The sequence below is a fragment of the Pantoea sp. SO10 genome (assembly GCF_005281435.1).
GTDB lineage: Bacteria > Pseudomonadota > Gammaproteobacteria > Enterobacterales > Enterobacteriaceae > Pantoea > Pantoea leporis.
Map to the genome: position 1 here is coordinate 718,708 of NZ_CP040096.1, position 25,447 is coordinate 744,154.

Annotated in this window: 18 protein-coding genes; 6 read left to right on the forward strand and 12 right to left on the reverse strand. The window is 55.3% G+C overall.

The window, feature by feature from the left end:
• Position 1 precedes the first annotated feature (1 nt).
• The 5 genes from FCN45_RS22855 (at position 2) to FCN45_RS22875 (ending at position 5,251) form a co-directional block, all read left to right on the forward strand.
• The gene (locus tag FCN45_RS22855; protein ID WP_110866915.1) at positions 2 to 775 is read left to right on the forward strand and encodes a cysteine hydrolase family protein; all 774 of its coding nucleotides are present in this window, start codon (positions 2 to 4) and stop codon (positions 773 to 775) included.
• Positions 772 to 2,157 (forward strand): amidohydrolase family protein, encoded by a 1,386-nt coding sequence (locus FCN45_RS22860; RefSeq protein WP_137387409.1) that lies wholly within the window; start codon positions 772 to 774, stop codon positions 2,155 to 2,157. Before FCN45_RS22855 ends, FCN45_RS22860 begins: the two co-directional genes overlap by 4 nt.
• 153 nt (positions 2,158 to 2,310) lie before the next feature.
• Complete coding sequence (locus FCN45_RS22865) at positions 2,311 to 2,760, forward strand: helix-turn-helix domain-containing protein (RefSeq protein WP_137387410.1); 450 nt, start codon at positions 2,311 to 2,313, stop codon at positions 2,758 to 2,760.
• A gap of 9 nt (positions 2,761 to 2,769) precedes the next feature.
• Positions 2,770 to 4,050, forward strand: coding sequence for a type II toxin-antitoxin system HipA family toxin (locus FCN45_RS22870; RefSeq protein ID WP_137387411.1), 1,281 nt, complete (start codon positions 2,770 to 2,772; stop codon positions 4,048 to 4,050).
• Between the two features lie 97 nt (positions 4,051 to 4,147).
• Complete coding sequence (locus FCN45_RS22875) at positions 4,148 to 5,251, forward strand: NADH:flavin oxidoreductase/NADH oxidase (RefSeq protein WP_137387412.1); 1,104 nt, start codon at positions 4,148 to 4,150, stop codon at positions 5,249 to 5,251.
• A 54-nt stretch (positions 5,252 to 5,305) separates the two neighbouring features.
• Here FCN45_RS22875 and FCN45_RS22880 read toward each other — a convergent pair whose 3' ends face one another.
• From FCN45_RS22880 to FCN45_RS22900, 5 genes are all read right to left on the reverse strand, one after another.
• A complete protein-coding gene (locus FCN45_RS22880) occupies positions 5,306 to 6,523 on the reverse strand; it encodes an aromatic amino acid transporter (protein WP_137387413.1) in 1,218 nt (405 codons plus the stop codon).
• 127 nt (positions 6,524 to 6,650) lie between these two features.
• A complete protein-coding gene (locus FCN45_RS22885) occupies positions 6,651 to 7,661 on the reverse strand; it encodes a Gfo/Idh/MocA family protein (RefSeq protein WP_137387414.1) in 1,011 nt (336 codons plus the stop codon).
• An 11-nt stretch (positions 7,662 to 7,672) separates the two neighbouring features.
• Positions 7,673 to 8,494: a TIM barrel protein gene (locus tag FCN45_RS22890; RefSeq protein WP_137387415.1), complete on the reverse strand. Its 822-nt coding sequence runs from the start codon at positions 8,492 to 8,494 to the stop codon at positions 7,673 to 7,675.
• Between the two features lie 131 nt (positions 8,495 to 8,625).
• Entirely contained in the window at positions 8,626 to 10,062 is a 1,437-nt protein-coding gene (locus tag FCN45_RS22895) for a sugar porter family MFS transporter (RefSeq protein WP_137387416.1), read from the reverse strand.
• 232 nt (positions 10,063 to 10,294) lie between these two features.
• Positions 10,295 to 16,192, reverse strand: coding sequence for an autotransporter outer membrane beta-barrel domain-containing protein (locus FCN45_RS22900; RefSeq protein ID WP_246862578.1), 5,898 nt, complete (start codon positions 16,190 to 16,192; stop codon positions 10,295 to 10,297).
• A 505-nt stretch (positions 16,193 to 16,697) separates the two neighbouring features.
• Here FCN45_RS22900 and FCN45_RS22905 point away from each other — a divergent pair.
• Positions 16,698 to 17,858 (forward strand): alpha-hydroxy acid oxidase, encoded by a 1,161-nt coding sequence (locus FCN45_RS22905; protein WP_137387417.1) that lies wholly within the window; start codon positions 16,698 to 16,700, stop codon positions 17,856 to 17,858.
• Positions 17,859 to 17,917: 59 nt separating this feature from the next.
• Here the strand turns inward: FCN45_RS22905 and arnF are convergent, their stop codons facing one another.
• Genes arnF through arnB form a run of 7 tightly spaced genes read right to left on the reverse strand, consistent with a single transcriptional unit; the run spans position 17,918 to position 25,258 of the window.
• The gene (gene arnF / locus FCN45_RS22910; protein WP_137387418.1) at positions 17,918 to 18,283 is read right to left on the reverse strand and encodes a 4-amino-4-deoxy-L-arabinose-phosphoundecaprenol flippase subunit ArnF; all 366 of its coding nucleotides are present in this window, start codon (positions 18,281 to 18,283) and stop codon (positions 17,918 to 17,920) included.
• Positions 18,280 to 18,600, reverse strand: a complete 321-nt coding sequence (gene arnE, locus FCN45_RS22915) for a 4-amino-4-deoxy-L-arabinose-phosphoundecaprenol flippase subunit ArnE (RefSeq protein WP_137387419.1) — start codon at positions 18,598 to 18,600, stop codon at positions 18,280 to 18,282. The genes arnF and arnE overlap by 4 nt, the downstream gene beginning before the upstream one ends.
• Positions 18,597 to 20,258, reverse strand: a complete 1,662-nt coding sequence (gene arnT, locus FCN45_RS22920) for a lipid IV(A) 4-amino-4-deoxy-L-arabinosyltransferase (protein WP_137387420.1) — start codon at positions 20,256 to 20,258, stop codon at positions 18,597 to 18,599. The genes arnE and arnT overlap by 4 nt, the downstream gene beginning before the upstream one ends.
• Positions 20,259 to 20,276: 18 nt before the next feature.
• Entirely contained in the window at positions 20,277 to 21,161 is an 885-nt protein-coding gene (gene arnD, locus FCN45_RS22925) for a 4-deoxy-4-formamido-L-arabinose-phosphoundecaprenol deformylase (RefSeq protein ID WP_137387421.1), read from the reverse strand.
• Entirely contained in the window at positions 21,158 to 23,137 is a 1,980-nt protein-coding gene (gene arnA / locus FCN45_RS22930; RefSeq protein ID WP_137387422.1) for a bifunctional UDP-4-amino-4-deoxy-L-arabinose formyltransferase/UDP-glucuronic acid oxidase ArnA, read from the reverse strand. The genes arnD and arnA overlap by 4 nt, the downstream gene beginning before the upstream one ends.
• Positions 23,134 to 24,120: an undecaprenyl-phosphate 4-deoxy-4-formamido-L-arabinose transferase gene (gene arnC, locus FCN45_RS22935; protein ID WP_137387423.1), complete on the reverse strand. Its 987-nt coding sequence runs from the start codon at positions 24,118 to 24,120 to the stop codon at positions 23,134 to 23,136. Before arnC ends, arnA begins: the two co-directional genes overlap by 4 nt.
• Before the next feature lies 1 nt (position 24,121).
• On the reverse strand, positions 24,122 to 25,258 hold the full coding sequence (gene arnB / locus FCN45_RS22940; protein ID WP_137387424.1) for a UDP-4-amino-4-deoxy-L-arabinose aminotransferase: 1,137 nt from the start codon (positions 25,256 to 25,258) through the stop codon (positions 24,122 to 24,124).
• Between the last annotated feature and the right edge of the window lie 189 nt (positions 25,259 to 25,447).

Below are 25,447 nucleotides of genomic sequence, written 5' to 3' on the forward strand. Positions count from 1 at the left end.
TATGCCGGAGAACGTTTTAGGCAGCAGTCGACACAATCAATGGCGCGTTTCAGCGCAAGTGGTTGATACGCGGCGTCCAGCGCAGGTGTCGCGCAGCGTGCAGCTTACATCGCGTGAACGTTCAGTGATTTTTGATCTGCAGCGCACGGCGATCCTGGTGATTGATATGCAGAACGACTTTTGTCATGCCGAAGGCTGGCTTGGGCATATCGGCGTCGATGTCACGCCCGCGCGCGCGCCAATTGCGCCGCTGCAAGCCTTGCTGCCGACGCTGCGCGCCGCTCAGGTGCCGGTGATTTGGCTCAATTGGGGCAATCGCGCTGATAAACTCAATCTCAGCCCCGCGCTGCTGCACGTCTATAACCCGAACGGTGATGGCGTGGGATTAGGCGATCCGCTGCCGGTTTCCGGCGCGCCGGTGTTGCAGGCCGGCAGCTGGGCGGCGGAAGTGGTGGACGAACTGACGCCGGATGCCAATGACATTCGCGTCAACAAATACCGCATGTCCGGTTTTCAGGACAGCGAACTCGACAGCATTCTGCGCAATCTCAACGTCACCACGCTGCTGTTTGCCGGTGTTAACGTCGATCAGTGCGTGCTTTGCACCTTACAGGATGCCAACTTTCGCGGTTACGACTGCCTGCTGCTGGAAGATTGCAGCGCCACAACCTCGCCGGCTTATTGCCGCGATGCCACGCTGTATAACGTGCAGCAATGCTTTGGATTTGTGGTCAATGCCGCTGAATTACAGCAGCAACTGGAGAACGCCTCATGAGTTATCTGCTGGCTGACGGCTGGATGATCACCATGAATCCGCAACGCGAGATTCTGGAACAGGCCAGTTTGCTGATTGAAGATAAGACCATTCGCGCCATCGGCACGCGCGACGCTTTGCAGCAGCGCTATCCTGAAGCGGAAATCATCGACTGCCGCGAACGCATTATTATGCCGGGCATGGTGAACACGCATACGCATCTGTTTCAGACGCTGCTGAAAGGTCTCGGCGATGACATGGTGCTGAAAAAGTGGTTCACCTGCATGACCGGGCCCAGCGCCGTAGCGTTGACCGAAGAGGATGTTTACGCCGCCGCGCTGCACGGCTGCATAGAATCACTGCGCTCGGGCGTCACGTCGCTGGTCGATTTTATGTACGCGCATCCGCGCCGAGGATTAACCGCCAAAGTGATCGAGGCCTTTGAAGTCAGCGGCATTCGCGGTCATGTGTGTCGCGGTTTTCTCACCAGCGGCGCAGAGCACGGTATTCCTGCTGAATTGATCGAAACGCCTGAACAGGCGCTGGCCGATGCGCGCGCGGTGATCGATCGTTATCACCAGGTCGATGGCCGGGTAAAAGTCGGTCTGGCACCAAGCATGATTTGGGCGCTGGATGAGAAAGTGCTGCGCGGCACGCGCCAGCTGGCGAATGAAACCGGCGTGCTGATCACTACGCATGTGGCGGAAACCGATTTTGAGATCGAGCAGGCAAAGCTGCGTTTTCAGGCCAGCGACACCGAATTTCTCAGCGATATCGGTTTCCTCGGCCCGGACGTGCTGGCGGTGCATTGCGTGCAGTGCAATTCGCGCGACATCCGCGCACTCAAACATCATGACACGCGTGTGTCGCACAATCCCTGCAGCAATCTCTACCTCGCTTCCGGCGTGCCGCCGATTCCGGAGATGCTGGCTGCCGGCTTAACCGTTGGTTTGGGTTCAGACGGCCCGGCCAGCAGCAACAATCACAACCTTTTTCAGGCGATGAAAGTGGCGGCGCTGCTGCAAAAAGGCGTGCACCGCAATCCCACCATTATGACGGCGGAAAAAGTGCTGGAGATGGCCACTATCGACGGTGCGCGGGCAATTGGCCTCGAACATCTGGTGGGTTCGCTGGAAGTCGGCAAACGCGCCGATTTGGTGATCGTTGATACCTCGCATCCGGCGATGACGCCGATCCATCATCCGGTTTCATCGCTGGTCTACTCGGCGCTCGGCCACGAGGTCAGCGATGTGTTTGTTGATGGCGCTTATCTGCTGCGAAATGGTGAGTTTACCCAGCTCAATCAAAAAGAGGTGATGGCGCGTTCGCAACGTGCAGCGCATTCACTGGCGGTGCGCACCGGCAATGATAACGCGCGCGGCTGGCGATCGGCGGCGTTTTAAATTGAAGTGCTAATATTTTATCTTTTATGTTCATTAAATGATAATTTATTAGCACTTTTTCGTTTTTTATTTAATCATTAAAAATGGAAGACAGTTCGAAAAAGTGCTAATATTTTATTCATTAACCCCATTTAAAGATAAAATAGTGACACAATGGCACAGCGAACTTCTCTGCTTCTTCCTCAAACGAGCGATATGCTTGCCGCTTTTGGAGAGAGATTAAAACTCGCTCGTAAAAGAAGAAAACTTACGGCTAAACAGGTGGCGGAACGCGCGGGAATGACCCCGATGACGTTGCGTTCGCTTGAAGCGGGTAGCGCGGGTGTGACTATCGGAGCCTATCTGGCTGTGATGCAAGTGTTAGGACTCGAACAGGATCTCAATCTGCTGGCTGCTGAGGATACTTTGGGTCGCCAACTGCAAGATGCACGTCTTACCTCAACGACTAAATTATTTGCTGCTAAATCAGCGTATAAGGTAGATGAGGGTGAGAACAGCACACAGGTAGCTGAGGCTTATGAGCGCGGAGTTGAGCAAAAAAACGCTCAGACAGTCACCTCTGCCGGCCTCGCCTCACTGCTAATTTCAGGGAAGAAAAAATAGGACCCGACAATGACCATGATTAGCGTCTACGCCGACTGGAACGGACTCAAGCAACCAAAACGTCTCGGTTATCTGCATATTCGCCGCAGCCGGGCGCGTGAATCTTTTGAATTTCAGTATGATCCGCAAGCGCTTAGCGATCCCGATTTGATGTTGATCCAGTTAGATCCCGGCATCCACTTATTCGAAGGGCCACAATATCCTGCCCACAATCGTGCTGGATTTGGAGTGTTTGGCGATTCCAGCCCCGACAGATGGGGACGCTTATTGATGGAGCGTCGTCTGGAACGCGATATCCGTGGCGGATTATTGCCTTCCGGCACGCGCATGTTTGAATCCGATTTTTTACTGGGGGTTCATGACCTGTATCGCGTGGGTGCTTTACGTTACCGGCTGGAGGATCAGGGGGAATTTCTTGATAACAGATTGGAAACTGCGGCTCCCCCATTTACTGAAATCGCAGCACTTGAACGTGCAAGCCGCGCGCTGGAAAGCGATCCGGATAACCGTGCTGCTCAGGGACGTGAATGGCTCAGGATGTTGATCGCTCCAGGCGGTTCTCTGGGTGGCGCACGGCCCAAAGCCAGTGTGGTTGATGAGCAAGGTCAGCTATTTATCGCCAAGTTCCCCAGCATCCGCGATGAATATGATGTGGGTGGATGGGAAATGGTCGTCAATGCTCTCGCCACGGCTTGTGAACTTAACGTTGCCGCTGCCATGGCGAAAAAATTTGCCAGCGATTATCACTGTTTCATGGTGCGCCGTTTCGATCGCACGCCCGAAGGGAAGCGTCTGCACTTTGCCTCCGCGATGACCATGACTGGCCATACTGATGGCGAAGATGCATCCACCGGAGTGAGTTATCTCGAACTGGCGGAAGTATTGATTCGTCATGGTTCCCAAACCAATGCTGATTTACGCGAGCTGTGGTCGCGGATTGTCTTTAATATGCTGGTCTCTAACACCGATGATCATCTGCGCAATCATGGATTTATTCTGGTTCCAGGCAAGGGCTGGCGGTTATCTGCCGCCTTCGATCTCAATCCAGTGCCCTATGCTGATGGTCTGAAATTAAATGTGACGGCAGCTGATAATGCGCTTGATCTCGATTTGGCGCGTGAAGTTGCGCCCTATTTCCGGCTGAAGGCATCTGAAGCCGAAACTATCATAGAAAACTTCAGCAGCATTGTTGCGCAATGGCGCATAGTCGCCAGACATTTGGGGTTATCACAACGTGAGCAGGAAAAAATGTCTGATGCGTTTCGACTTGCGGCGGCACATTCCGCTTAACTTACTTTTTGCTACAACATTCAAACTCATAGCCCTCTGCAAAATGCGCTTTTCGCCCTAAGCTTAAAGCCATTCAGCCACTGAAGATGAGGTTTCAATGAGTTTACTGTTTAGTACGACGCAACTGGGTAAGTTAACGCTCGATAATCGCATCGTCATCGCGCCGATGTGCCAATACTCTGCGGAGGATGGCAAAGCCAGCGCCTGGCACCGCATTCATCTCGGGCAACTGGCACTTTCCGGCGCCGGTTTGCTGATCATTGAGGCGACAGCAGTGGAAGCCGCCGGACGTATTTCTCCGGGCGATTTAGGCTTGTGGGATGATGCAACGGAAGCGGCTTTAGCCAGCGTTCTGCAAGATATCCGTCACTATTCTGACACTCCCATTGGTATTCAACTCGGTCACGCCGGACGCAAAGCGTCCTGCGCCGCGCCGTGGCTGGGCGGCAATCAGCTGTCGCTGGAGCAAGGTGGCTGGCAAACCGTTGCACCATCCGCGCAAGCCTTTAATCCTGAAGATCGTGCACCGGTTGCGCTAAGTAAACAGGATCTTGAGCGCCTGAAACTGGCCTTCGTTGACAGCGCGCAGCGTGCGGCGAAACTCGGTATCCAGTTGATTGAACTGCATGCTGCGCACGGCTATTTGCTGCATCAGTTCCTGTCGCCACTGAGTAACCAGCGTGAGGATGAGTACGGCGGCTCGCTGGAGAATCGTCTGCGTTTCCCTCTGGAAGTGTTCCATGCGGTGCGCAGCGCCGTGCCAGATTCAGTGGCGGTAGGTGTGCGCCTCTCGGCAACGGATTGGGTTGACGGTGGCTGGGATGTTGAGCAGTCGATTGTCTTCAGCCAGCAACTCGAAGCGGCGGGCAGCGATTACGTACACGTCTCCAGCGGCGGCTTGTCACCGCAGCAGAAAATCACGGTCGGTCCCGGTTATCAATTGCCTTTTGCACGCGACATCCGCAAACAGGTAAAGATTCCGGTGATTGGCGTAGGCTTGATTACGGAACCCAAGCAGGCAGAACAAGCATTACAGGTAGGTGACGCAGATTTGATCGCGCTGGCGCGCGCAGTACTTTACGACCCGCGCTGGCCGTGGCATGCCGCCGCTGAATTGGGTGCGCAGGCCAAAGCGCCACCGCAATACCTGCGCTCCGAGCCGCACGGCCTGAAAGGCACGTTGGTATCCAACAAAGAGTAATTGTTTTAATCAGGTACCGGTTGAAAGTCGAGTCGCCATTTCTGGCGACTCATCTCATCCACCAAATTCCGGTAACACCCCAAACCAGCTCAACAGCCAGGCCAATATATTCATCGCGCCAAACACCAACAGAAAAGCCACCGCCAGCGAACAGCGTTGCTGAGATTTCCATGCCAGCAGCGCGGGGATGATCACCGCCCACAAGGTAGCAAACAGTCCGGCAAAACCAATCGCGGCGACAAAGCCATTCGGCCACCAAATCGAGGCAAGTAACGGCGGCAGGAAAGTCAGGCTGGCGGTTTTCAGGCGTGCGACGGATGAATTCCCGAATCCCAGACGATCGGCGATGAAATCAAACAGACCGGCGGTGACGCCAAGGAATGAGGCAATCACGGCGAAATGCGAGAAGATCGACATCATCAGCGCCAGCGCATTGACGTGCAGATGCGCACGCAGCGCCGCCATCAGCGCAGCGATATCGCCGCCCTGCTTCACAATCTCAGGAAACGCGGCGCGAGGTAGATTTCCCATGGTGCTGGTTAGCCAAAACAGATACAGCGCCAGCGACAGCAGCGTTCCCAACACCAAAGCCCGCGTGATGTTCTGCTTATTGCCGCCGTAATAGCTCACCAGACCGGTGATGTTGCCGTGGTAACCAAACGAAGCGAGACAAAACGGCAGCACGCCGAGTGCATAAGGCCAGTAACGTTCACCGGCAGCGGGTCCGCTCAGTAACGACGGCATGTTCACCTGTGTCAAAAGGCCGCCAAACAGCACGATTAACAGCAAAATTTTCGCCAGCACACAAAAGGTCATGAGGCGACTGACGCCGGTCGTACCGAGCCAAACGACGACGGCGACGCACAGCGTCAGCAACACCTTGGCTTCTGCGGTTGAGATGGGTAATCCCAGCTGACTGATTGAGTGCTGATAGACCGGGCCGCTGGCTGAAATATACGCGTATGTCAGGATGCCAAGGACGAATAAGATGCTGAGGCCGTTCAGTGCCGCCCAGCCGCGTCCAAGCAAATCTTTGGTTAAGGTGTCGTAACCCGCGCCCGGCGGATACGTGAGGCTGACGCGCATAAACAACAAGCCGGACAGCAACATGCCGCCCCAGCTGATCAGCAGTAACATCATCGCCCAGCCAAACCACGCGCCCGCCATCACCACCGGCAGCGTAAACATCCCTGCGCCCACCACGGTGCCGCAAATAATCATCGCGCCCCACCATACGGAAGGCTGGCGGCGGGACAATGTCATCTCCGTCATCACTTATTCCCTACAAAACATCTTAAAGGCGGCGATGATACACGGGAAAACGCTGAGAAGAGAGTGTGATACGCGATAATACGCGCGCCAGTTAAACCTGACGCGCGTTTAAGGAAGGGAAAACAACTTAGTTATAAAACGCCGGTTTCACTGGCATAGTGACCGGTACGATGTCTCCGGATTTTTGCGCCGCAACACAGGCATCGGCAGCAACCGCCGCAGCGTAGCCATCCCAAGCAGACGGGCCGCTCATCTCACCCGACAACACGTTATTGATGAAGTCCTGCAACTCCACGTCATAGGCATCGATGAAACGCTTTTTCCAGTCGGTAAGAATGCTGGTGGAGAGTTTGGCTGCGCTGCGCGTTTGTACCGACATCGGTTCAGGCAGGCGCGCAATACCGCTTTCGCCGACCACTTCACACTGAATATCGTAGCCGTAAGCGCAGTTAACGAAGATTTCAACGTCGATGCGCACGCCTTTGGCGGTTTCCAGCAGCACGATTTGCGGATCTTTCAGATGCGAAGCGGCTTTACTGGTTGAGCGCGGGTAGATCACCTGTGCACTGACGTAATCATCTTTCAGCAACCAGCGCAGCACATCAAGCTCATGAATCAACGTATCGGTGATCGCCATATCAGTAGTGTAGGAATCGCCGACTTCGGGATTGCGATGCGCGCAGTGCAGCATCAGCGGTTCGCCGATGTCACCGTTCTCAATCACCGCCTTCAGCGCGCGGTAGCCCGCGTCGTAAGGACGCATAAAGCCGACCTGCACCAGCTTCTTACCGGCGGCGATTTCCGCTTCCACGATGTTCATACAACCCTGCGCGGTGACCGCCAGCGGCTTTTCGCAGAACACCGCCTTGCCGGCTTTGATCGCTGCCAACACAAACTCTTCATGGGTTGGGCCCCACGAGGTGACCAGAATCGCCTGCACCTCTGGCGCGTTAATCAGATCATGTGCGTTGTCGTAAATCTCCGCCTGAATGCCGAGATCGTGGATGATCTGCTCGCAGTTGCTGCGGTTGATGTCATTCAGCGCCACCACACGCGAATGTTGCAGCACCTGGCTACAACGACGAATGTGTTCGCGACCGATCGCGCCCGTGCCAATTACACCGATATTGAGCGTCATGGAAGTGTTCCTTAGTTATTCAGGTAAGCAATGCTGGAGTGGATTTCACGAGCAATTTGTTCTTCGCTCCAGTTATCCATCACCGACGAAAACGGTTCGAAAGCGTAAATGCCGCGATAGCCCATCTCTTCCAGACGCTGCACTTGTTGTTTCGATTTCAGCACATCGTCGGCGCTTAACATGATGCGCTCTTCGTCGGTTAACTGATGCGTTGGGCGCGCGTGGGTCACGCCGGACAAATGCACCAGCCCGATATTGTTGACGTCGATGCCGCCAGCAAAGTCTTGTTCAGCCCCTTCGTACAAATGATGGTGAAAGGTATCCAATACGATTTTGAACGGCGCGCCGGCTTGTTTGATCAACTGCTGTGCCAGAGCCGCTGAACGCAGCGAGCTTTGCGGGAAACCGAGCGGCTCCACCAGACCGGCAATGCCATATTCGGCAAACAGTGGCGCCAGCGTTTTTAACGCATCGACGGTTTGCTGCTGGGAAATAACGGTGCCGTCATTCAGTGGGCAAAGGACTAACGCTTTCGCACCGGTGGCACGCGCGTCTTTTAATAAAGCGCGCGTTTTCTCCAGCACGTCATCGCTTAATTGGTTAAACGGATAAACCGCATTAATAGTTTCAATGGTAAAAGCATGCTGCGTCGCGAGATGGCGAACTTCTTCGCCTGTTAAATTATCGGTCACGCTACCACTTTTCATATCATTGCGGATTTCGACTTTATTTAACCCCAGCTTTTCAACTAGCGAGAAAAAACGCTCGAGACTAAGATTAGGCGCGATTTTACGATTAACGCAGAGTCGGTCATGGCTTATTTTGTAGGTCATAGTGTGTTCTATCCTGAAAGAGTAATATTTATTAGCTTCTGTTTTGTTATGTCGCGTCGATATCTTGCGATAGTAAGCGATGTTGTTTTGCTGCTCTGCCAGAACCTTGATTGATTTACATCAATGCAACATCATTTGTACAACTCATGGAAATAGTGCTCGACCTGTTCCAGGCTGCGTCCTTTGGTTTCCGGGATGGTGCGCAACACGAACATCGATCCCCCAATACCAATCACGGCAAAGGTTAAGAAGGCACCGGCCAGACCAAATGCCGCCAACAGCAACGGGAACGCCATGGAAATGGCGAAGTTGGCCATCCACAACGCAAATACCGCGCCGCCCATGCAAATACCGCGCATCCGCGCTGGAAAGATCTCGGAAAGTAATAGCCAGGTAACTGGCGACAACGCGCCTTGCTGGAAGCACAGAAACATCAGCATGCCCGCCAGCACCAGATAGGCGCGCAGCAGATTGACGTCGCCTGCCGGGTGATATTCCGGCATGAAGAAACACACCGCGGCGATAAAAAACAGGCACGCGGTGCAGCCCATCTGACCAACCAGTACCAGCGGACGACGGCCGATTTTGCCGATCATCCAGATACCGATCAGCGTCATCAGCACCGAAATCACGCCGTTGGCGATGGTGGCGAACAGCGCGGCATCGTTGCTCAAGCCGGTTGCCGTCAGCATGGTAGGCGCGTAATACATGATGGTGTTGACGCCGGTCAGCTGCTGAATCGCCGCGATGCCGATACCAAGCAGGAACACTTTGCGCAGCCACGGCGTACGCAAATCGCGCAGGCGGCCTTTGCCCTGTTGCCGGTTCTCTTCGATGGTTTCTTCTATCTCTTCCAGCTCCCATTCGACGTCATCGGCCGCGCGGGTTTTCTCCAGTACTTTGCGTGCTTGCTGGCTATTACCGCGCATTACATGCCAGCGCGGGCTTTCCGGCATAAAGATCATGCCCAACCACAGCAATACCGCTGGCACAGTTGAGATAGCGATCATCCAGCGCCACGTGTGTTCTCCACCCCAGATTTCATTGAAAGTGGCGTTGGACACGTACGCCAGCAGCTGACCTGAAACAATCATCAGCTCCTGCAAGGTCACCAGTTGACCGCGCTTGTTTGCCGGGGCAATTTCCGCGATATACACCGGCACCGTGGCCGCTGCGCCACCGACGGCGATTCCGAGGAACAGACGTGAAGCGATCATTGAGATAACATCCGGCGCGAAGGCCGAACCGATGGCGCCAAGGGCAAAAATAAAGGCCAGAGAAATGATGATCTTGCGGCGTCCCAGCGCGTCCGCGAAATGACCGGCGAGCAGCGCGCCAAAAGCGGCGCCAAACAGCAGTGAACTGGTGACTAACCCGGTGGTAAAGGGCGTGAGTTGCAGATCGTCACGCATAAAGAGTAAAGCGCCTGATACTACGCCGGTATCGTAGCCAAACAGCAATCCACCCAGCGTGGCGACCAGCGCAATAATTTTAACAAATGGCTCGGTGCGCGTGTTGCTATTGGGGCCGGAAGCGGTGTTAGTGGATATATAAAGTTCTCTTTCCATAATACCTCCTGGTGAAAAAAATTAAGGAAATACGGCAGAACAAAACAGAGCACTCACGCTAGCGGTGTTTTTATTTCATGTTAATTTTTATTTGAAATTTGTTTTTCGAAGTGTGAGTTCAAGCATTTTGGGATTTTTATTTTGATGGATTTACATCAGGGGAATGTGTTTATTTAGGGACGGATTTGAGGGGATAAATAAAAAAGGTCGCCATTAATGGCGACCATAGGAATTAAAACATCCAGCGTACGCCGGCATTATAACGCCAGCCTTTGGTGCCATTACCGTCTATTTCCTGACGATAATCCGCTTCGGCGTACAACGAAACATCACGCTTCAGCGTTGCGGTGCCGCCAATGCCGACATCCCACATCTGGCCAAATTTACCGCTATCGAAATTCACGCTCTCCGGCGATCCGTTAGCGCCGGCGCGGGTGGTCGCCGATCCGCCCCAACCGCGCGTATAGCTGGTGCGCAGATACGGCGTATATTGCTGCCCCGCCTGATCCTGCCAGGTGCGATCGAGACGCGCACCCACGCGGCCGATGGTTTGATCGTAATTGCTCCAGCTAACGCGGGTGTTATCCCGATCGACCACATCATCCATATCCAACTGCAAATACATCAGCTGCGCCTGCGGCTCGATGCGTACACCGTTAGCAAACTGCCACGGATAACCGGTTTCCAGTGAGGCGCCCCAACCGTTGCCCTTCAGCTTGCCCACCTCTTTCTGCCGCGCGATATCGGTGTCGCCGCGATGCCAGTCAAACGACAGCGCGCCATCAAGATAGAAACCGCTGTCGCGCAGCCAGGTGGCGTATAGCGACAACGTATCGTTATCGAAGCTGGTCGAACTGTAGCCGTCCACCGCGTCCGGGCGAATACGTGCGTTACCACGCGTGTAAGCCAGGCCCGCGCGCAGGCTGTCGCTGGTGCCCTGCAGATGCAGCAGATTGCCGCCGAGCTGCACGGCGCTGTAATCGAGGTCAAAGTCATAGCCGTACTGGCTGAGATCGCGATTGGTTTTGTACTTCAGGTTGGAGCCCAGATAACGAATAAACATCTCGCCGCTGCCGTTGCTGCTATCCGCACGCAACTCACCCAAACGCTTATGCAGATCGTCCATCACCGCCATGTTGTAATAGGCCAACCCAACCGGCGCGGAGATATAAGAAGGCATCTGCGGCGTCACCTTCGGCCGCACCACATTGCCCGCTGTATCCGTCACAACATTATTCGCCAGGCGGTAATCCCACGCCGCGGTGTTTTGCGTAGCGTACAGGCCGTATTGCCACGGACCGCTCGCCACATAGCCGTTGCTCAGCGCAAAACTGTTCGCGCTGGCGCTGCCGGTAACCTGCGCCAGCGAGATACCTTGATCCGGCGTGATGATCGCCGCGCTACCGGCGAGCGGCGTGACGTCGAGCAGCGTGGTACCGCTAGTATTGCCGTTGACGCGCAGGCTGTCGCTGATGCCGTTGGCGACAATTGGCGTATTGAGCTTCACGTGACCGCCCGTCGAGGCCAAATCACCATTAATGGTTAAGGTGTTACCCGGCGCGCCGCTGCCGTTGGTGAGGTCCAGCGTGCCAGCATTATTCACCACCAGAGAACCGTCAGTCGCGCCGCTCAGCAGCGGATTGACGCCATCGCCTGCAAACAACGTCGATCCCTGACCGATGTTGATGGTGCTGTGCGCCAGCTTGAGGTTATCGGTCAGCGTCCATTGCGTGTTGTAAAAGTTAATGGTGCTCCAGCCGCCGCCCAGATTGGTGCCTTTGCTGAGATCGTCTGCTGCCAGCGAAGCGCCGCGCGCATTAATGTCGTTGAAGCTCAGCGTGCTACCCGCGCCGTTGTCGGTGGTGATATGGCGCGTTTTCGCCAGGCTGACATTCTCGACCAGCGCCTGATTGTTTCCGCTGCCCATCGTCAAACTGCCGTCAATGGTGCCGCCCGAGAGTTGCAGCGTGTCATTGCCGTTACCAGTGTTAACGTCACCAACCACACTGCCCGACAGCAACGCAAACTGGTCGTTACTCGCCCCGCCCGCCACGATCACGGTTCCTGGGATCGGCGCGCTGAGATTGCCCTGGTTGATAAACACCGATTGGCCGCCGCGTAAATCGATAATAGGTGCCTGGGTACTGAGTGAAATGATGCTGCCACGGTTAATCACTTCACTGGCGGTGCTGGTAACGATGGCGGAACCACCGGTCATTCCGTCCACGTTGTACACCGCGAGCGTACCTTCGTTGATCACGCGGCCAGTGGTATTTGCACGAACGCCAGTGCTGTTGGAACCGGTGATAAAGAAGTAGTAATTCGGGCCAATCAGCAGATCGTTACTGGTGGTCGAACCATCTTCATTTTCAAAAAGATAACCCACGCCTTCAGAGACGCCAATATAGGCGCTGCCAGTAGGATCAAACGAGGTGGCTGAACGTATCGCGTTGCCACCATTGATCTCAAGTCGTGCCCGGTTAAGGGAAATATTGCTGGTTTCCGCGCGGTTGTTAATTACGTTGCCTTTATAAGCGCTGAGTACTACGTGATCGGCGATAAAACCGCTGGCACCGTGATCGATTAAAACGGTATCCGCATTGTTACCGGCGTAGGTTGTGCTGGTGTAGTTGAAATAATCCTCGGCGCCATCACCCACAATGTTCAGCACGCCGCCATTGCTGACGCGTAACGCGCTACCATTATCCACCTGTAACTGGCCGCTCATCTGCGTGTATTGGCCGTAACCGTTGCTAACATCGACGCCCACACCGTTGTTGACGTGAATCGTGCCGCGATTGATAAGGTTGCCGCCATAGTAAAGTCGGGCGCCAACATCGTTGTTGTCGGTGAGTTCAATATTACTTTGGTTATCAATGCGGGAACCGTTACCGCTGCTGAGTGCCGTGACATTGTCACCTGAACCGGTGATCGGCGCGGTAATATACAGCGCCGCACCGCCGCCATCGGTGGCCGCCCCCACGCTATTCGCGCCAGTCAAATTAATGCCGTTATTGATAATGCCGTATGCGCCCTCTGCCGCACGCACCGCTGTCGCGCCATTGCCTGTCACATCATAATGATCGCTACCAAAAATAGTTGTGCCCATGCCGCTGGCGTTGATGCCGGTGGTATTCGCGCCGCTCAAGGTGATCGCCGCCGGTTGCAGCGGATAGAAAATCGTGCCCGCCCCAATGCGATACAAGGTGGAGCCATCCTTACTGACGTCAGTTTGCCCGCCATTTGTCACGATATTGGAGAAAGCTGCGGTGGAGATATAGCCGGTCTGATTCTCATCATGGAACACCACTTTGCTGTTCTCGCCCAGCCTCAATAATCCACCGTCCAGCAATTCAACCCCGACGGCGTTACTGCCGTACAAATTGATAGTGCCGTTTTGGTTGATCTCCACACTGTCGCCCACGCCTAAAATTCCGTGCGTTGGCGCATAATCAGGCGCATTACCTGCGGTAACATTCAGCGTTCCCGTATTGTTGATGGTTGCCGGGACCGAATCGCTGAATGAAAAACCTTCGGCATAGAGCGCGGTGCTGCCATTGTTGACGCTGATATCTCCGCTGTTGGTGACGTTTGCGCCCCGCAGCGACTGAATCCCAACCGTATCGCTGCCGCCAAAGCTGATGTTGCCGGTATTGATCAGCTGCGCCTGGTTTTGCGCAATCAATCCCATCTGGCGATCAAAATCGCTGCTCATTGCGGCATGGTTAGTCAGGCTGCTGTTGTTGAAAGGATGCAAAAGACTGTTGGTGATGTAGCCGCTGAGATCGTGTTTGTTGCCATCAACCAGCGCCGCGAGGCTGTTGTAGTTGCCGAAATTCAGCTGCGTAGCCGCATCAATGGTGCCTTGCGCGCCGCCTTCGACCACAATTCCCGTGGAGTAACCGCCAATATTCAGGGTTGCGCCATTGGTGTTGATGTCCGTGCCCTCGCCGCTGCCGAACACGCCGGTGGAGAAGGATGCATTTGGCGTCAGCGTCATGCCACGACCATCAAAATCCGCGCCATCCTGATTGCGGAAAATGGTGGAATACCAACCAGAAGCGCCGTAGCTGCCGTTGCTGGGCAAGTTGAGTTTGGCATCTGGGCCAATGGTCAGGAAATTGATCTGATATTGGCCGCGGCCCGAGGTTGGCACCGCGCTTTGCGCCACATTCACCGTGGCATTCCCTTCGGCGCGGATGCCTATCGCCGCATCGCCGCTGAGATTAATCGGCCCACTGAGATCGGCAGAGGCCGCGCCGCCATCTTCGCCGTTCACCCACACGGCGGTGTTGCGCGTGCCATTCAGGGCATCAGCGCGACCGTTGACGTTAATCGCGCCGGTTGACCACGCATGCGCACTTTTCCCAGCCGTTGCGGTGACTTTCAGGCTGCTGCTGTTGTCGCCGTTTAGGTTGATGATGCCGGCATTGCCCACCTGCCCGCCGCTACCGGAATTAATCACCTGCATGGCGATATTTTCAGCTGGTTTAAACTGTGCGCGACCGTTCACATCAATCACGCCATTGTTGAGCGTCACGGCATCCGGCGCGTTCTCAACCCGCATCGCGGTGGCGTTCTGCACCAGAGAACCGATAACGATATGACCGTTATTCACCGCGCTGGAATCAAACAGTTGCGAAATCCCGCGCGTGCCGCCGGTCTGGTTGATCGCCACATCTGCAGTAGCATGTGTCGCGCTGTTTTGCGGCGTGCGTCCGATATAAAACGTGCCGTTATTGATGAAACTCGATGTCGTGCCGCTCAGTACCACGCCAGCGCTGCTGCCGCTTCCCACGGTATTAGTAACACCGAGATTGACGGTGCCATTATTCACCGCGCTGCCATCGCGCAACGTCAGCGCACTTGAGCCGTCGGATAAGGCATGATTGAGCACGCCATTGTTGGTAAAGCGGCTGTTGTTCACCGCCACGGTTGCCGCGTTAAAGCCCAGCGTGCTGCTATCCACGCCGCTACCGTCGGCGTTATTGAAGAAACCGCCGTTGATCACGCCATTATTGATGCCGCTGCTGCCGTTGGTTAACACCAGCGCGTCGTTGTCCGTTAAATTGTTGCCGGTGCTGGAGAGTTTGCCGTTAATAGTGGCGGTAGCGCCATTATCCGCGCGCATTGCGCCGCCGTTAGCGTTGACCACTTCCAGCGTTTTGCCAGCATTGATGGTGGCGGTCGCTTTAGCGCCATCGGCGCTCAGCACAATGCGTTCGCCAATCGGTTGGAACACTTCATCATCGGGATCGCGGGTATTCAGCGCCCACACCACGCTGCCGCTGGTGAAGCTGAAGGCTTTGTCGAATTCGTTGTTGTAGCTGGCGGGATCGAGATTAGCCGTCTGCAACTGCGCGATCAGCCAATCGTTGTACTGTTGCAGTTCGCTCAGATTGGTGACGTTGAAATTCGTGACGCTGCCATCTTTGGTGGTGACGCTGAAATCGCCGCTGTAATTGACCAGTTGGTCATCGCTGTACGCCCAGCGCGCGCCGTTGGGTGCCTGAATGGCGGTAAAATCGATGCGGTTATCAGCGTCCCAGTTCATATTGCCGCTGCCGATGGCGGAAAATAAGCGGCTCTGTTTAGCCGCCATTTCCCAGCCATTATCCTGCGTGGATGCGCCCGGCGTGCCGAGTTGCACATTGATGGTGCCATTACTTACCGACGCCACGCGCGCGTTGAGATATTGCTGATCGTTCACCTCTTCATAATCAGTGACTGCCTGATCGAGCCCAATCGGTGCCAGATTGCTCAGCGCCGCCGTGTTGTAGGTGGAGTAATGGCTATACAGGCCATTGGCGACATCAGAAATAAACATCTCGTTATTCTGCGCCCCGAGCGAAAGCCGTTCTCGGCCGGTTAAGGTGTCGGAAAACAGCCTTCCTTGATCCTGTAACTGCCCCAGCGTGGTGGACACTGCGCCACTTTTGCCGGGCGCGAACTGCGGCAATCCGGTTAACGATTGCGTGCTGCCATTGCACACGCAAAACACGCCGACTTTGTTGTCATTCTTTTCCGGCGTGAACGGCTGAATCACGGCGGCCCAGCTTGGCAGCGCAGGAATCATCATGCCTTGCGCGGCGAGTAAACTGATAACGAGCGGTTTTAATTTGAACAACATCCTTTCCTCCAGAGAGAAAATAAAATTTTCGGCATGGCGAAACGCCGCCAGGCATGACGTTTTTTAGAAAGTGATATTGAAAACAGGAGATGCGTGCAGCAATGAATTGAGTTATCTCAACACTTTGTAAAGAAAACGTCTAGATCGGGTTAAAGGATTAAGCTGAGATTAAGTCAAATTAGGAATTTACCGTTGTTATTCAGCAGTTAACAATCATCTACCTTTGATGCCAATTCATATTAGATCAATGAAATAGCGTGATAATTAGTGCCAGCCAAATATGGTTATTCTTTATTAATTTAAATGCATTATTCATTCACGGTTAATTAAGATTATTTGAAATGGTGCGCATAAATGCGCACTTGGTCGACATTTATGGTGACCGCCTTTATGCAAATACTGCATTAACATTGCCAGATTATAGATTTGTGAAATCCCGCCAGTGCAATAGCATTGATTCCTTTGGTTTTCCGCTGCCTTTTCCCCCAATTGGATCATCACCTTCATGCGCAATATGCAGTCGCGTTGCCTGTCCCTGAACGACTTCGAGAAGTACGCCCAACGTTATCTGCCGCATCCGCTGTTCGCCTACGTCTCTGGCGGCGTCGAGGACAATATCGCACTGCGCAACACGCTGGCGTCTTATGCACGCTACAACCTGATCCCGGAAAACATGGTGGATGTGTCGCAGCGCAGCATTGCAGTTGAGCTGTTTGGCCAGCGCTACGCGGCACCGGTTGGCATCGCGCCAATGGGCATCTCGGCGTTAACCGGGTTTGACGGCGATTGCACGCTGGCCCGCGCGGCGATGGAGAAGAAGGTGCCGTTTATCATGAGCGGCTCTTCGCTGACGCGGCTGGAAGATGTGGCGCAGGTGAATCCTGATATGTGGTTCCAGGCGTATCTGCCGAAAACGCTGGAGGAGATTGATGCGCTGATTGACCGCGTGAAGCGTGCCGCCATCCCGGTGCTGGTGATCACCGTCGATACGCCAGTTAAAGCCAATCGGGAAAACAACGTGCGCGCCGGATTTGCCACGCCGTTCCGTCCCAGCCTGCGTCTGGCGTGGCAAGGCATTACGCATCCGCGCTGGTTAACCGGAACTTTATTTAAAACACTGCTGAAAAGCGGCATGCCCTATTTTGAGAACAATAATGCGCAACGTGGCGCGCCGCTGTTTTCGAAAAACGCGGTGCGGGATTTCAGCGGCCGCAGCCACTTAACCTGGCAGCATATCGGGCATATCCGCGCGCGCTGGCCTGGCGCGATGGTGATTAAAGGCATTCTCAGCCGCAACGATGCACTGCGCTGTAAAGCCATCGGCATCGACGGCATTGTGGTCTCCAATCACGGCGGCCGACAGCTGGATACGGTGATCCCACCGTTGTATGTGCTGCCGGAAATCGTCGAAGCGGCCGGTGAAATGACGGTGATGTTTGATAGCGGGATTCGCCGCGGCATCGACGCCATCAAAGCCATCGCGCTGGGCGCGCAAGCCTGTTTTGTCGGGCGACCGTTTAATTATGCTTGTGCGGTGGGCGGTTTAGCGGGTGTCAATTTAGCCATTGATTTGATTACCAGCGAGGTGAGCCGTGATTTAGGCATGTTAGGCGCGGCGTCGCTGGCGGATTTAGGGGAGAAGCATCTTCGAGCACACATACCGTAGCGGCGCAATTTACTGCGCAATAAATTGCGCCGCTAAGGTATGTGCATAAATAAACACCATCACCTACGGCGCGGCAGCGAAACCAGCATTAAGCCAAACACGATCAGCACCACGCCAGCAAAGCTGCTCCAGCGGAAGGCTTCACCCAGCATCGGCAAGTAAATCGCGGCCAGCCACACCAATATATAACTCAAACTGAGCAGCGGGTAGAGCCGGTTAAGCGGCAAATGGCGCAGCGCCAGCATCCAGCACAGCATCGACAGCGCATACGCTCCGAGGCCCATCGCCAACAGCAGCAGCGGTTTCCAGTGCTGCACACTCAGCAATTCGCTTAATGGCGGGAAATCCAGCATCGCCAACCGCAGCACCAGCTGCGCCAGCGAAACCAGCAACACGCTGCACAGCGCCAGCATCACGCCTTTCATAAATGACTTCCCATCAGCGCCACGCCAGCAACAATCGCCAACGTACCGATCCACTGCTGCACGCTGTAGGTTTCGCGCCAGAGCAGACGCGCGGCGATCGCCACCAACACAAAGTTAAGACTCAGCATCGGATACGCCACGCTCACCGGCACCACGCGCAATACCGCCAGCCACAGCAGCATGCCGATACCGAGCAGCAGGATGCTGAGCGCCAGCCAGGAAATCCCCTTTTTGATGCCGAGATGGGCCGCCTGCTTCTGACACAGTTGAGCGGCACAGCTCAGCACGCTCACCAGTAAAATCAGCAGCAGATTCATGGTTTCGCATCGTAGCCGTAGTAAACCAGGCGGCCCTGACGATAGACATCATCCGGTTCCGGTAGGTTTTTATCCGGCGTGCTGTCGCTGGCATTCAGCATCAACACCAGCGAAACCTTGCCCAGACGACGATGGATACGCAGCCAGTCGGCAAAGCTATCTGCATTTATATAGTGTGACTGTGCATCCGGGTAGCTCAGGCCATATTGCAACTCACCTTTGGCATCGTAGAAATTGATGTCGCTGCGCTGCAGTTCCCAGGCCACCGCCGATGCCACGCCCGGATTGTTGGCCAGTAGATATCGACTATCCGCCAGCTGATCGTGTACCGCACTAACAAAACTCTGCGGCTGCTTGGAATCGCGCACCTTGTCAGGAATGGCAAATCCCACCAGTAGCGCCAGCGCCAACGGACAAAGCGCGGCTAACTGCCAGCGACCCTTCTCCGGCTTGCGGCTTAGCCAGCCCATCACGCCCCAACCTATAAAGGCGAGCACCGCACAGAGCACACCCATCCCTTCATCGCCGCTATAAACCGGACGATGCGCAACGCCCCAGGGGGCCAGCACCACTAAAACCACTATGGTGGTGATCAAACCGAACAGCAGATTGATCCAACCGTTTACCTTTAACGCTTTAATCACCTGCGCCGAACCGCTGTGTGCGTAATGCGCCATCAGCAGCGCAAGCGGTGCGAAACACGGCAGAATATAGGTCAGCAACTTGCCTTTGGCGATGCTGAAAAACAGCAGCGGCAGCAGCACCCAGCTCAATAAATAGATCGGCCCGGCTTGCTGGCTGCGCTGACGCCACGCGCCAATCAGCGATCCCGGCAGCAGCGCCAGCCACGGCAAAGTGCCCGCCAGCAACACCGGAATGTAGTACCAGAATGGCGCTTTGTGCTGCGCGTCCGACTCAGCGAAACGCTGAATATGCTCGACCCAGAAGAAGTAGTGCCAAAAATCCCCTTCCTGTTGATTGATCGCCAGCGCCCAAGGCGTGCTGAGCAGCGCAGCGACCAACATCGTCAGCGGCCCCCAACGCAGCAGTTCGCCAAAGCGACGTTGCCAAATGGCCCAAGGTAGAATCGCCAGTACCGGCACCGCCAGCGCGAGAAAACCTTTGGTCATAAAGCCCATCGCGCAGGCCGCACCCAGCAAAACATATCCGATTAATCGTTGCCGCGTGCTGCTGGCCTGCGACGCCAGCCAGTAACTGCACATCGCCGCGACCAGCCACAGCGTCAGGATCGGATCGAGCACCGCGTAGGTGCCGACGCCGTACACCAGCAACGAGGTGAGAAAAATCATGCTGCCGCTCAGCGCGATTTTACGGCTGGCGAACATCTGCGTGCCGAGCCAATACACCAATACCGCGCTCAACGTGGTGCTGAAAATCGATCCGGCGCGCACGCCAAAGTTAGTGTGACCAAACAGCAACTGGCCGAGGTTATTGACCCAATAACCGGCGATCGGTTTCTCGAAGTAGCGCAGATCGAAGAAGTGCGGCACTACCCAATTGCCGCTAAATAGCATTTCCCGGCTGATTTCGGCATAGCGGGTTTCGTCCGGCTGCCACAAGGCGCGGAACTCAATCGGGATCAGGTAAAACAGCGCGAAGAGCGCGAGGGGTAACGCGGTTTTAGTGACTGTACGCATCCGTGGTTCCTGTAAAAATTAGCGCTGGCAGCCTAGCCAGCCTTCACGCCCGGGAATATGCCCGCGCACGATGTTGCCCCGTGGCAGCGTAGTGAGATCGTCGGGTAACAAGGCGCTGAGTGGACAAAACTGAATGTCTTGCTGCTCCGCACGCCTCAGCAGATCGGCGAACGCCTCAAGCCCGACAATCCCTTCCACTTCGGCATGAATGGTGTAAACCGGCGAACCGCTTGCGGCATGGATCTGCTCGAGAATGAAGTCGTTATAACCTTCCGCGCTCACCGATTGCCCAACCACTTCATCCCAGGTCGGCAAGGTCACCGGGATTTGTACCGTGCCGTGGCTGCCATCACTGAGAATCGGTATAAATGGGCCGCTGCCGCGACAATCACTGTTATAGCTGAAATCAAACTGCTGCTTGGCAGCCACCACGCGACCATCAGCGCGCCAGCCCGCCACCGCTGAACAGGTGACATTGTCACCGATTATCGCTTCCAGCGCCTGTTTACCGCGCGCAATTTGCTCAACCAGTTTCTCTTGCGGCCACACACCCGCCCAGGTTTGCCAGGCAAAGTGATCCCACGCATGCAAACCGACTTCATGATGATCGGCGGTGGCGCTGATGATCTCCTCCAGACCGCGACCAATCTCACGTCCCGGCCAGGCGGTGCCGGCCAGCAAAATATCCCAGCCGTAGAGTGATGCGGCGCGCGACCGCAGCATTTTCCACAGGAAACGCGGTTTTAACAGGCGCCACAAGTGGCGCCCCATATTGTCCGGCCCAACGCTGAAAAAAAAACTGGCCTGCAGCTGATGCAAACTGAATTGCTCCAGTAACGCCGGCACGCCAAGTTGGGTGCCGCGCCAGGTATCGACATCGACACGCAAACCGACTTTCTTCATGGTTTATCCTGTAGCTCAACGGTGCGCAGGAAGAAGTCCAGCGTGTTATCGATGGTGGTATCCATCTCTACGGTTGGTGTCCAGTCCAGCAGACGACGCGCGTTTTTGATCGACGGCTTACGGTGTTCCACGTCCTGATAACCTTTGCCGTAATAGCTGCTGCTCTCCACTTCACGGAAGCCGGCAAACGGCGGGAAGTTGCTGCGCAGCGGGTGACGTTCGAAACTCGCCAGCAGACGCTCGGCCAACTCTTTGATGCTGGCTTCGTTATCCGGGTTACCGATGTTGACGATCTGGCCGTCGCAGTTGTTCTGTTTGTTTTCGATAATACGGAACAGCGCTTCGATGCCGTCGCGAATATCGGTGAAGCAGCGCTTCTGTGCGCCGCCATCAATCAGCTTAATTGGTGAGCCTTCCACCAGATTAAGGATCAGCTGCGTGATAGCACGAGAACTGCCGATACGCGCGGCATTCAGATTATCGAGGCGCGGCCCCATCCAGTTAAATGGACGGAACAGCGTAAAGCGCAGCCCTTCTTTCTCACCGTAAGCCCAAATCACGCGGTCCAGCAGCTGCTTAGACACCGAATATATCCAGCGCTGTTTATTGATCGGCCCAACCACCAGATTAGAGTGATCCTCATCGAAATGCTGATCGGTACACATGCCGTACACTTCGGAAGTCGATGGGAAAATGATGCGCTTTTTGTACTTCACGCAGTCACGAATGATTTTGAGGTTCTCTTCAAAGTCGAGCTCAAACACGCGCAGCGGATTGCGTGTGTACTCAATCGGCGTGGCGATGGCCACCAATGGCAACACCACGTCGCACTTCTTAATGTGATACTCGATCCATTCTGAGTGAATGCTGATGTCGCCTTCGACAAAGTGGAAGCGTGGCTGATCGAGGAAACGGCTGATGGCGTCAGAACCGATGTCTAAACCGTAGACTTCGAAGTTATCATCCTGCAGCAGACGCTCGGTGAGGTGGTTACCGATAAAACCGTTCACGCCGAGAATCAGCACGCGCGTGCGTCGTTTCACCGCCGCCACCGGCTGAGAATAGAGCAAGGCGCCCTTCACCATACCGAGGTTTTGCGCCAGCTGGCTGCCGTTCATGAACACGCCGTTATCGCTTTGACCGGTCACCACTTCCAGCGCGCCTTCAGCGCAGGCGATCAGGAATGGCTCAACAGAAAGCACGGTACCCGGTTTGGCCTGATGTTCAGTGCTGTGTACGCGACTTTTCCACACCACGAATTTCACCGTTCCGGCATAGGCGAACGCGCCGGGCCACGGATAGGTCACCGCGCGCACCAGATTATTGACCGTGTGCGCCGGTTGTTCCCATTTAATGCGGCCATCTTCTGGCGTGCGGCGCCCCACAACCGTGGCTTCGCGCTCATTTTGTGGTGTGGTAACGATATCGCCGCGTTTCACCGCCGGTAATGCGCCTTCCAGCACCTGCGTTGCACAGGCAACCAGCTTGCGATGCAGCGTTAACGCGTTGTCCTGCTCGTCAATCGCCACGCGCTGTTGCGCCACGATGTCACCGGCATCGGCGCGCTTCACCATGCGGTGCAGCGTTACGCCGGTTTCGGTTTCGCCATTGACCAGCACCCAGTTCAGCGGTGCGCGGCCACGATATTTGGGCAGCAGCGAACCGTGCAGGTTATAGGCACCCAAACGCGCACAGCTGAGAATGCAGTCGTTTAACAAAGCGCGGTAATAGAAGGAGAAGATGTAATCCGGTGCCATGGTTTTAATGCGATCGACCCACAGCGGATGATTGACATCCTCCGGCGCATAGACCGGAATGCCCTGCTCAGCGGCTAAACGCGCAACGGAGTCGAAAAAGTGGCTCTCAGTTCCTGTGTCTGAGTGGGTGAAAATAGCGCTGATTTCATAGCCAGTGTTCAGAAGTGCAGAAATACCCGCACAGCCCATTTCGGCGTAGGCGAAGACGACAGTTTTCATTGCTCAATTTCCTGTACAGATGAGGCGTTTTGCTGTGGGTGAATCACACGTTGGATGAAGTAGCGCGGACGGGCGCGTACGTCGTTGTAAATGCGGCCGATGTATTCGCCGAGTAATCCCATACCGATGAACTGCGCGCCGACAAAAATAAACAGCACCGCGAACAGCAGGAACACGCCGTCACCGGCCCATACCGCGCCGAGGAACAGACGCAGCACAATCAGAATCAGCGAGAAGGCAAAACCGGCCAGCGCAATCAGGCTTCCGACGATACTCAGCAAGCGCAGCGGCGTGGTGGTCAGGCAAGTGACCAGGTCAAACATCAGGTTAATCAGCCGCATAAAGCTGTACTTCGAATCGCCAAATTCGCGCTCGGCGTGCGCCACCGGCAGCTCGGTGGTGCGGCGCGCGAAGGTGTTGGCGAGGATGGGAATAAAGGTGCTGCGTTCGTGGCAGTTCAGCATCGCATCGACGATATGGCGGCGATAAGCGCGCAGCATGCAGCCGTAATCGCCCATCGCTTTGCCGGTGACGCGCTGAATCAGATGATTGATGGTGCGTGAGGCGCGACGACGGAACCAGCTGTCCTGGCGGTTTTGACGCACGGTGCCCACCACGTCATAACCCTGCTTAGCCGCTTTCACCAGGTTCGGGATCTCTTCCGGCGGGTTTTGCAGATCGGCATCCAGCGTGATGATCAGGTCGCCGCTGACGTGGCTAAAGCCCGCCATGATCGCCGAGTGCTGACCGTAATTACGGTTCAGCAACACGCCAACCACATGGCTGCCCGGCATATCGGCGGCATCGGCAATCATCTCGCCCGAGCGATCGCTGCTGCCGTCATCGACCAGCAGAATCTCGTACGCCAGATTTAATCCTGCGCAGGCTGCATCGGTGCGACGCACCAGCTCCGGCAGGCTCTCCTCTTCGTTGTACACCGGGATCACCACGGAAACTTTGCGAATGGTTTTTTCTTCCAGCATGTCAAACTCCAGCGATCTGACGTAATGCGCTAATCACGCGCGTGACATCTTCATCGCGCATATCAGGGAACAACGGGATTGAGCAGATGCGATCGCTATTCCATTCGGTGTGCGGCAACGAGAGTTGCGGATAGCGTTCGCGATAATATTTGTGGGTGTGCGCGGCACGGAAATGCAGCCCGGTGCCGATATCCTGTGCTTTCAAGGTTTCCATAAGCGCATCACGACTGATGCCGCACTGCGCCTCATCAACGCGAATAATGAACAGATGCCACGCGTGTTGATGTGACCATTCTGGCTGCGCCAGCGGCAGAAACGGCGTATTCGCCAGTTCAGTGAGATAGCGCTGCGCAATCGCCGCGCGGCGCTGATTGATGGCGGGCAGCTTTTTCAGCTGCACCAAAGCAATCGCTGCGCTGATATCTGGCAGGTTGTATTTAAAACCCGGCATGATCACTTCGGCCTGCGGCTTGCGGCCGTGCGTGTGGCGATCGTACGCATCGACGCCAAGTCCGTGGAATTTCAGGCTGCGCATGCGGTCGGCCAACGCCGCATCATCGGTGACAATCAAGCCACCTTCGGCGCAGGTCATGTTTTTGATGGCGTGGAAGGAGAAGATCGCCGTGCCCTGCTGACCAACGTGCTTTCCTTTGTAATAACAGCCTGCGGCGTGCGCCGCATCTTCAATCACCGGAATGCCATGGCGCTCACCGATGGCGCGAATAGCATCTACATCAGCGGGCGCGCCAGCGTAATGCACCGGAATGATGGCGCGCGTACGCGGCGTGATCGCCGCTTCAATCAGCTCCGGCGTTACCATCAAGGTGTCGCGGTCGATATCGATCATCACCGGCGTCGCACCCAGTAGCGTGATGATGTTGATGGTGGAAACCCAGGTCAGCGAAGGCGTGATCACCTCATCGCCAGGCTGGATGCCCAGCGCCAGCAGCGTGACGTGCATCCCCGCCGTGGCGGAGCTGACAGCAATCGCATGCTGATTGCCAGTGAGCTGGCAAAAAGCCTCTTCCAGTTCGGCATTTTTCGGGCCGGTGGTGATCCAACCCGACTCAAACACCGATTTAATGGCGGCTAACTCTTCTTCACCCAACGAGGGCCGTGAGAATGGTAGAAAATTCATTATGTTACCTTGGAATTAAGCACTATTTAACGGCCATTTATTCCAAAATACGCGGGTTAACTTAACGCAACATTAAATGAGAAGGGTACTAAGTCGGCTTTTTCTGACACGTTGAGGATTGGTAGAGGAAGGGTCAAATTTGCCGGTTTATCATCATGAACCAGCACACTTCTTAAGGTTAAATTAAGG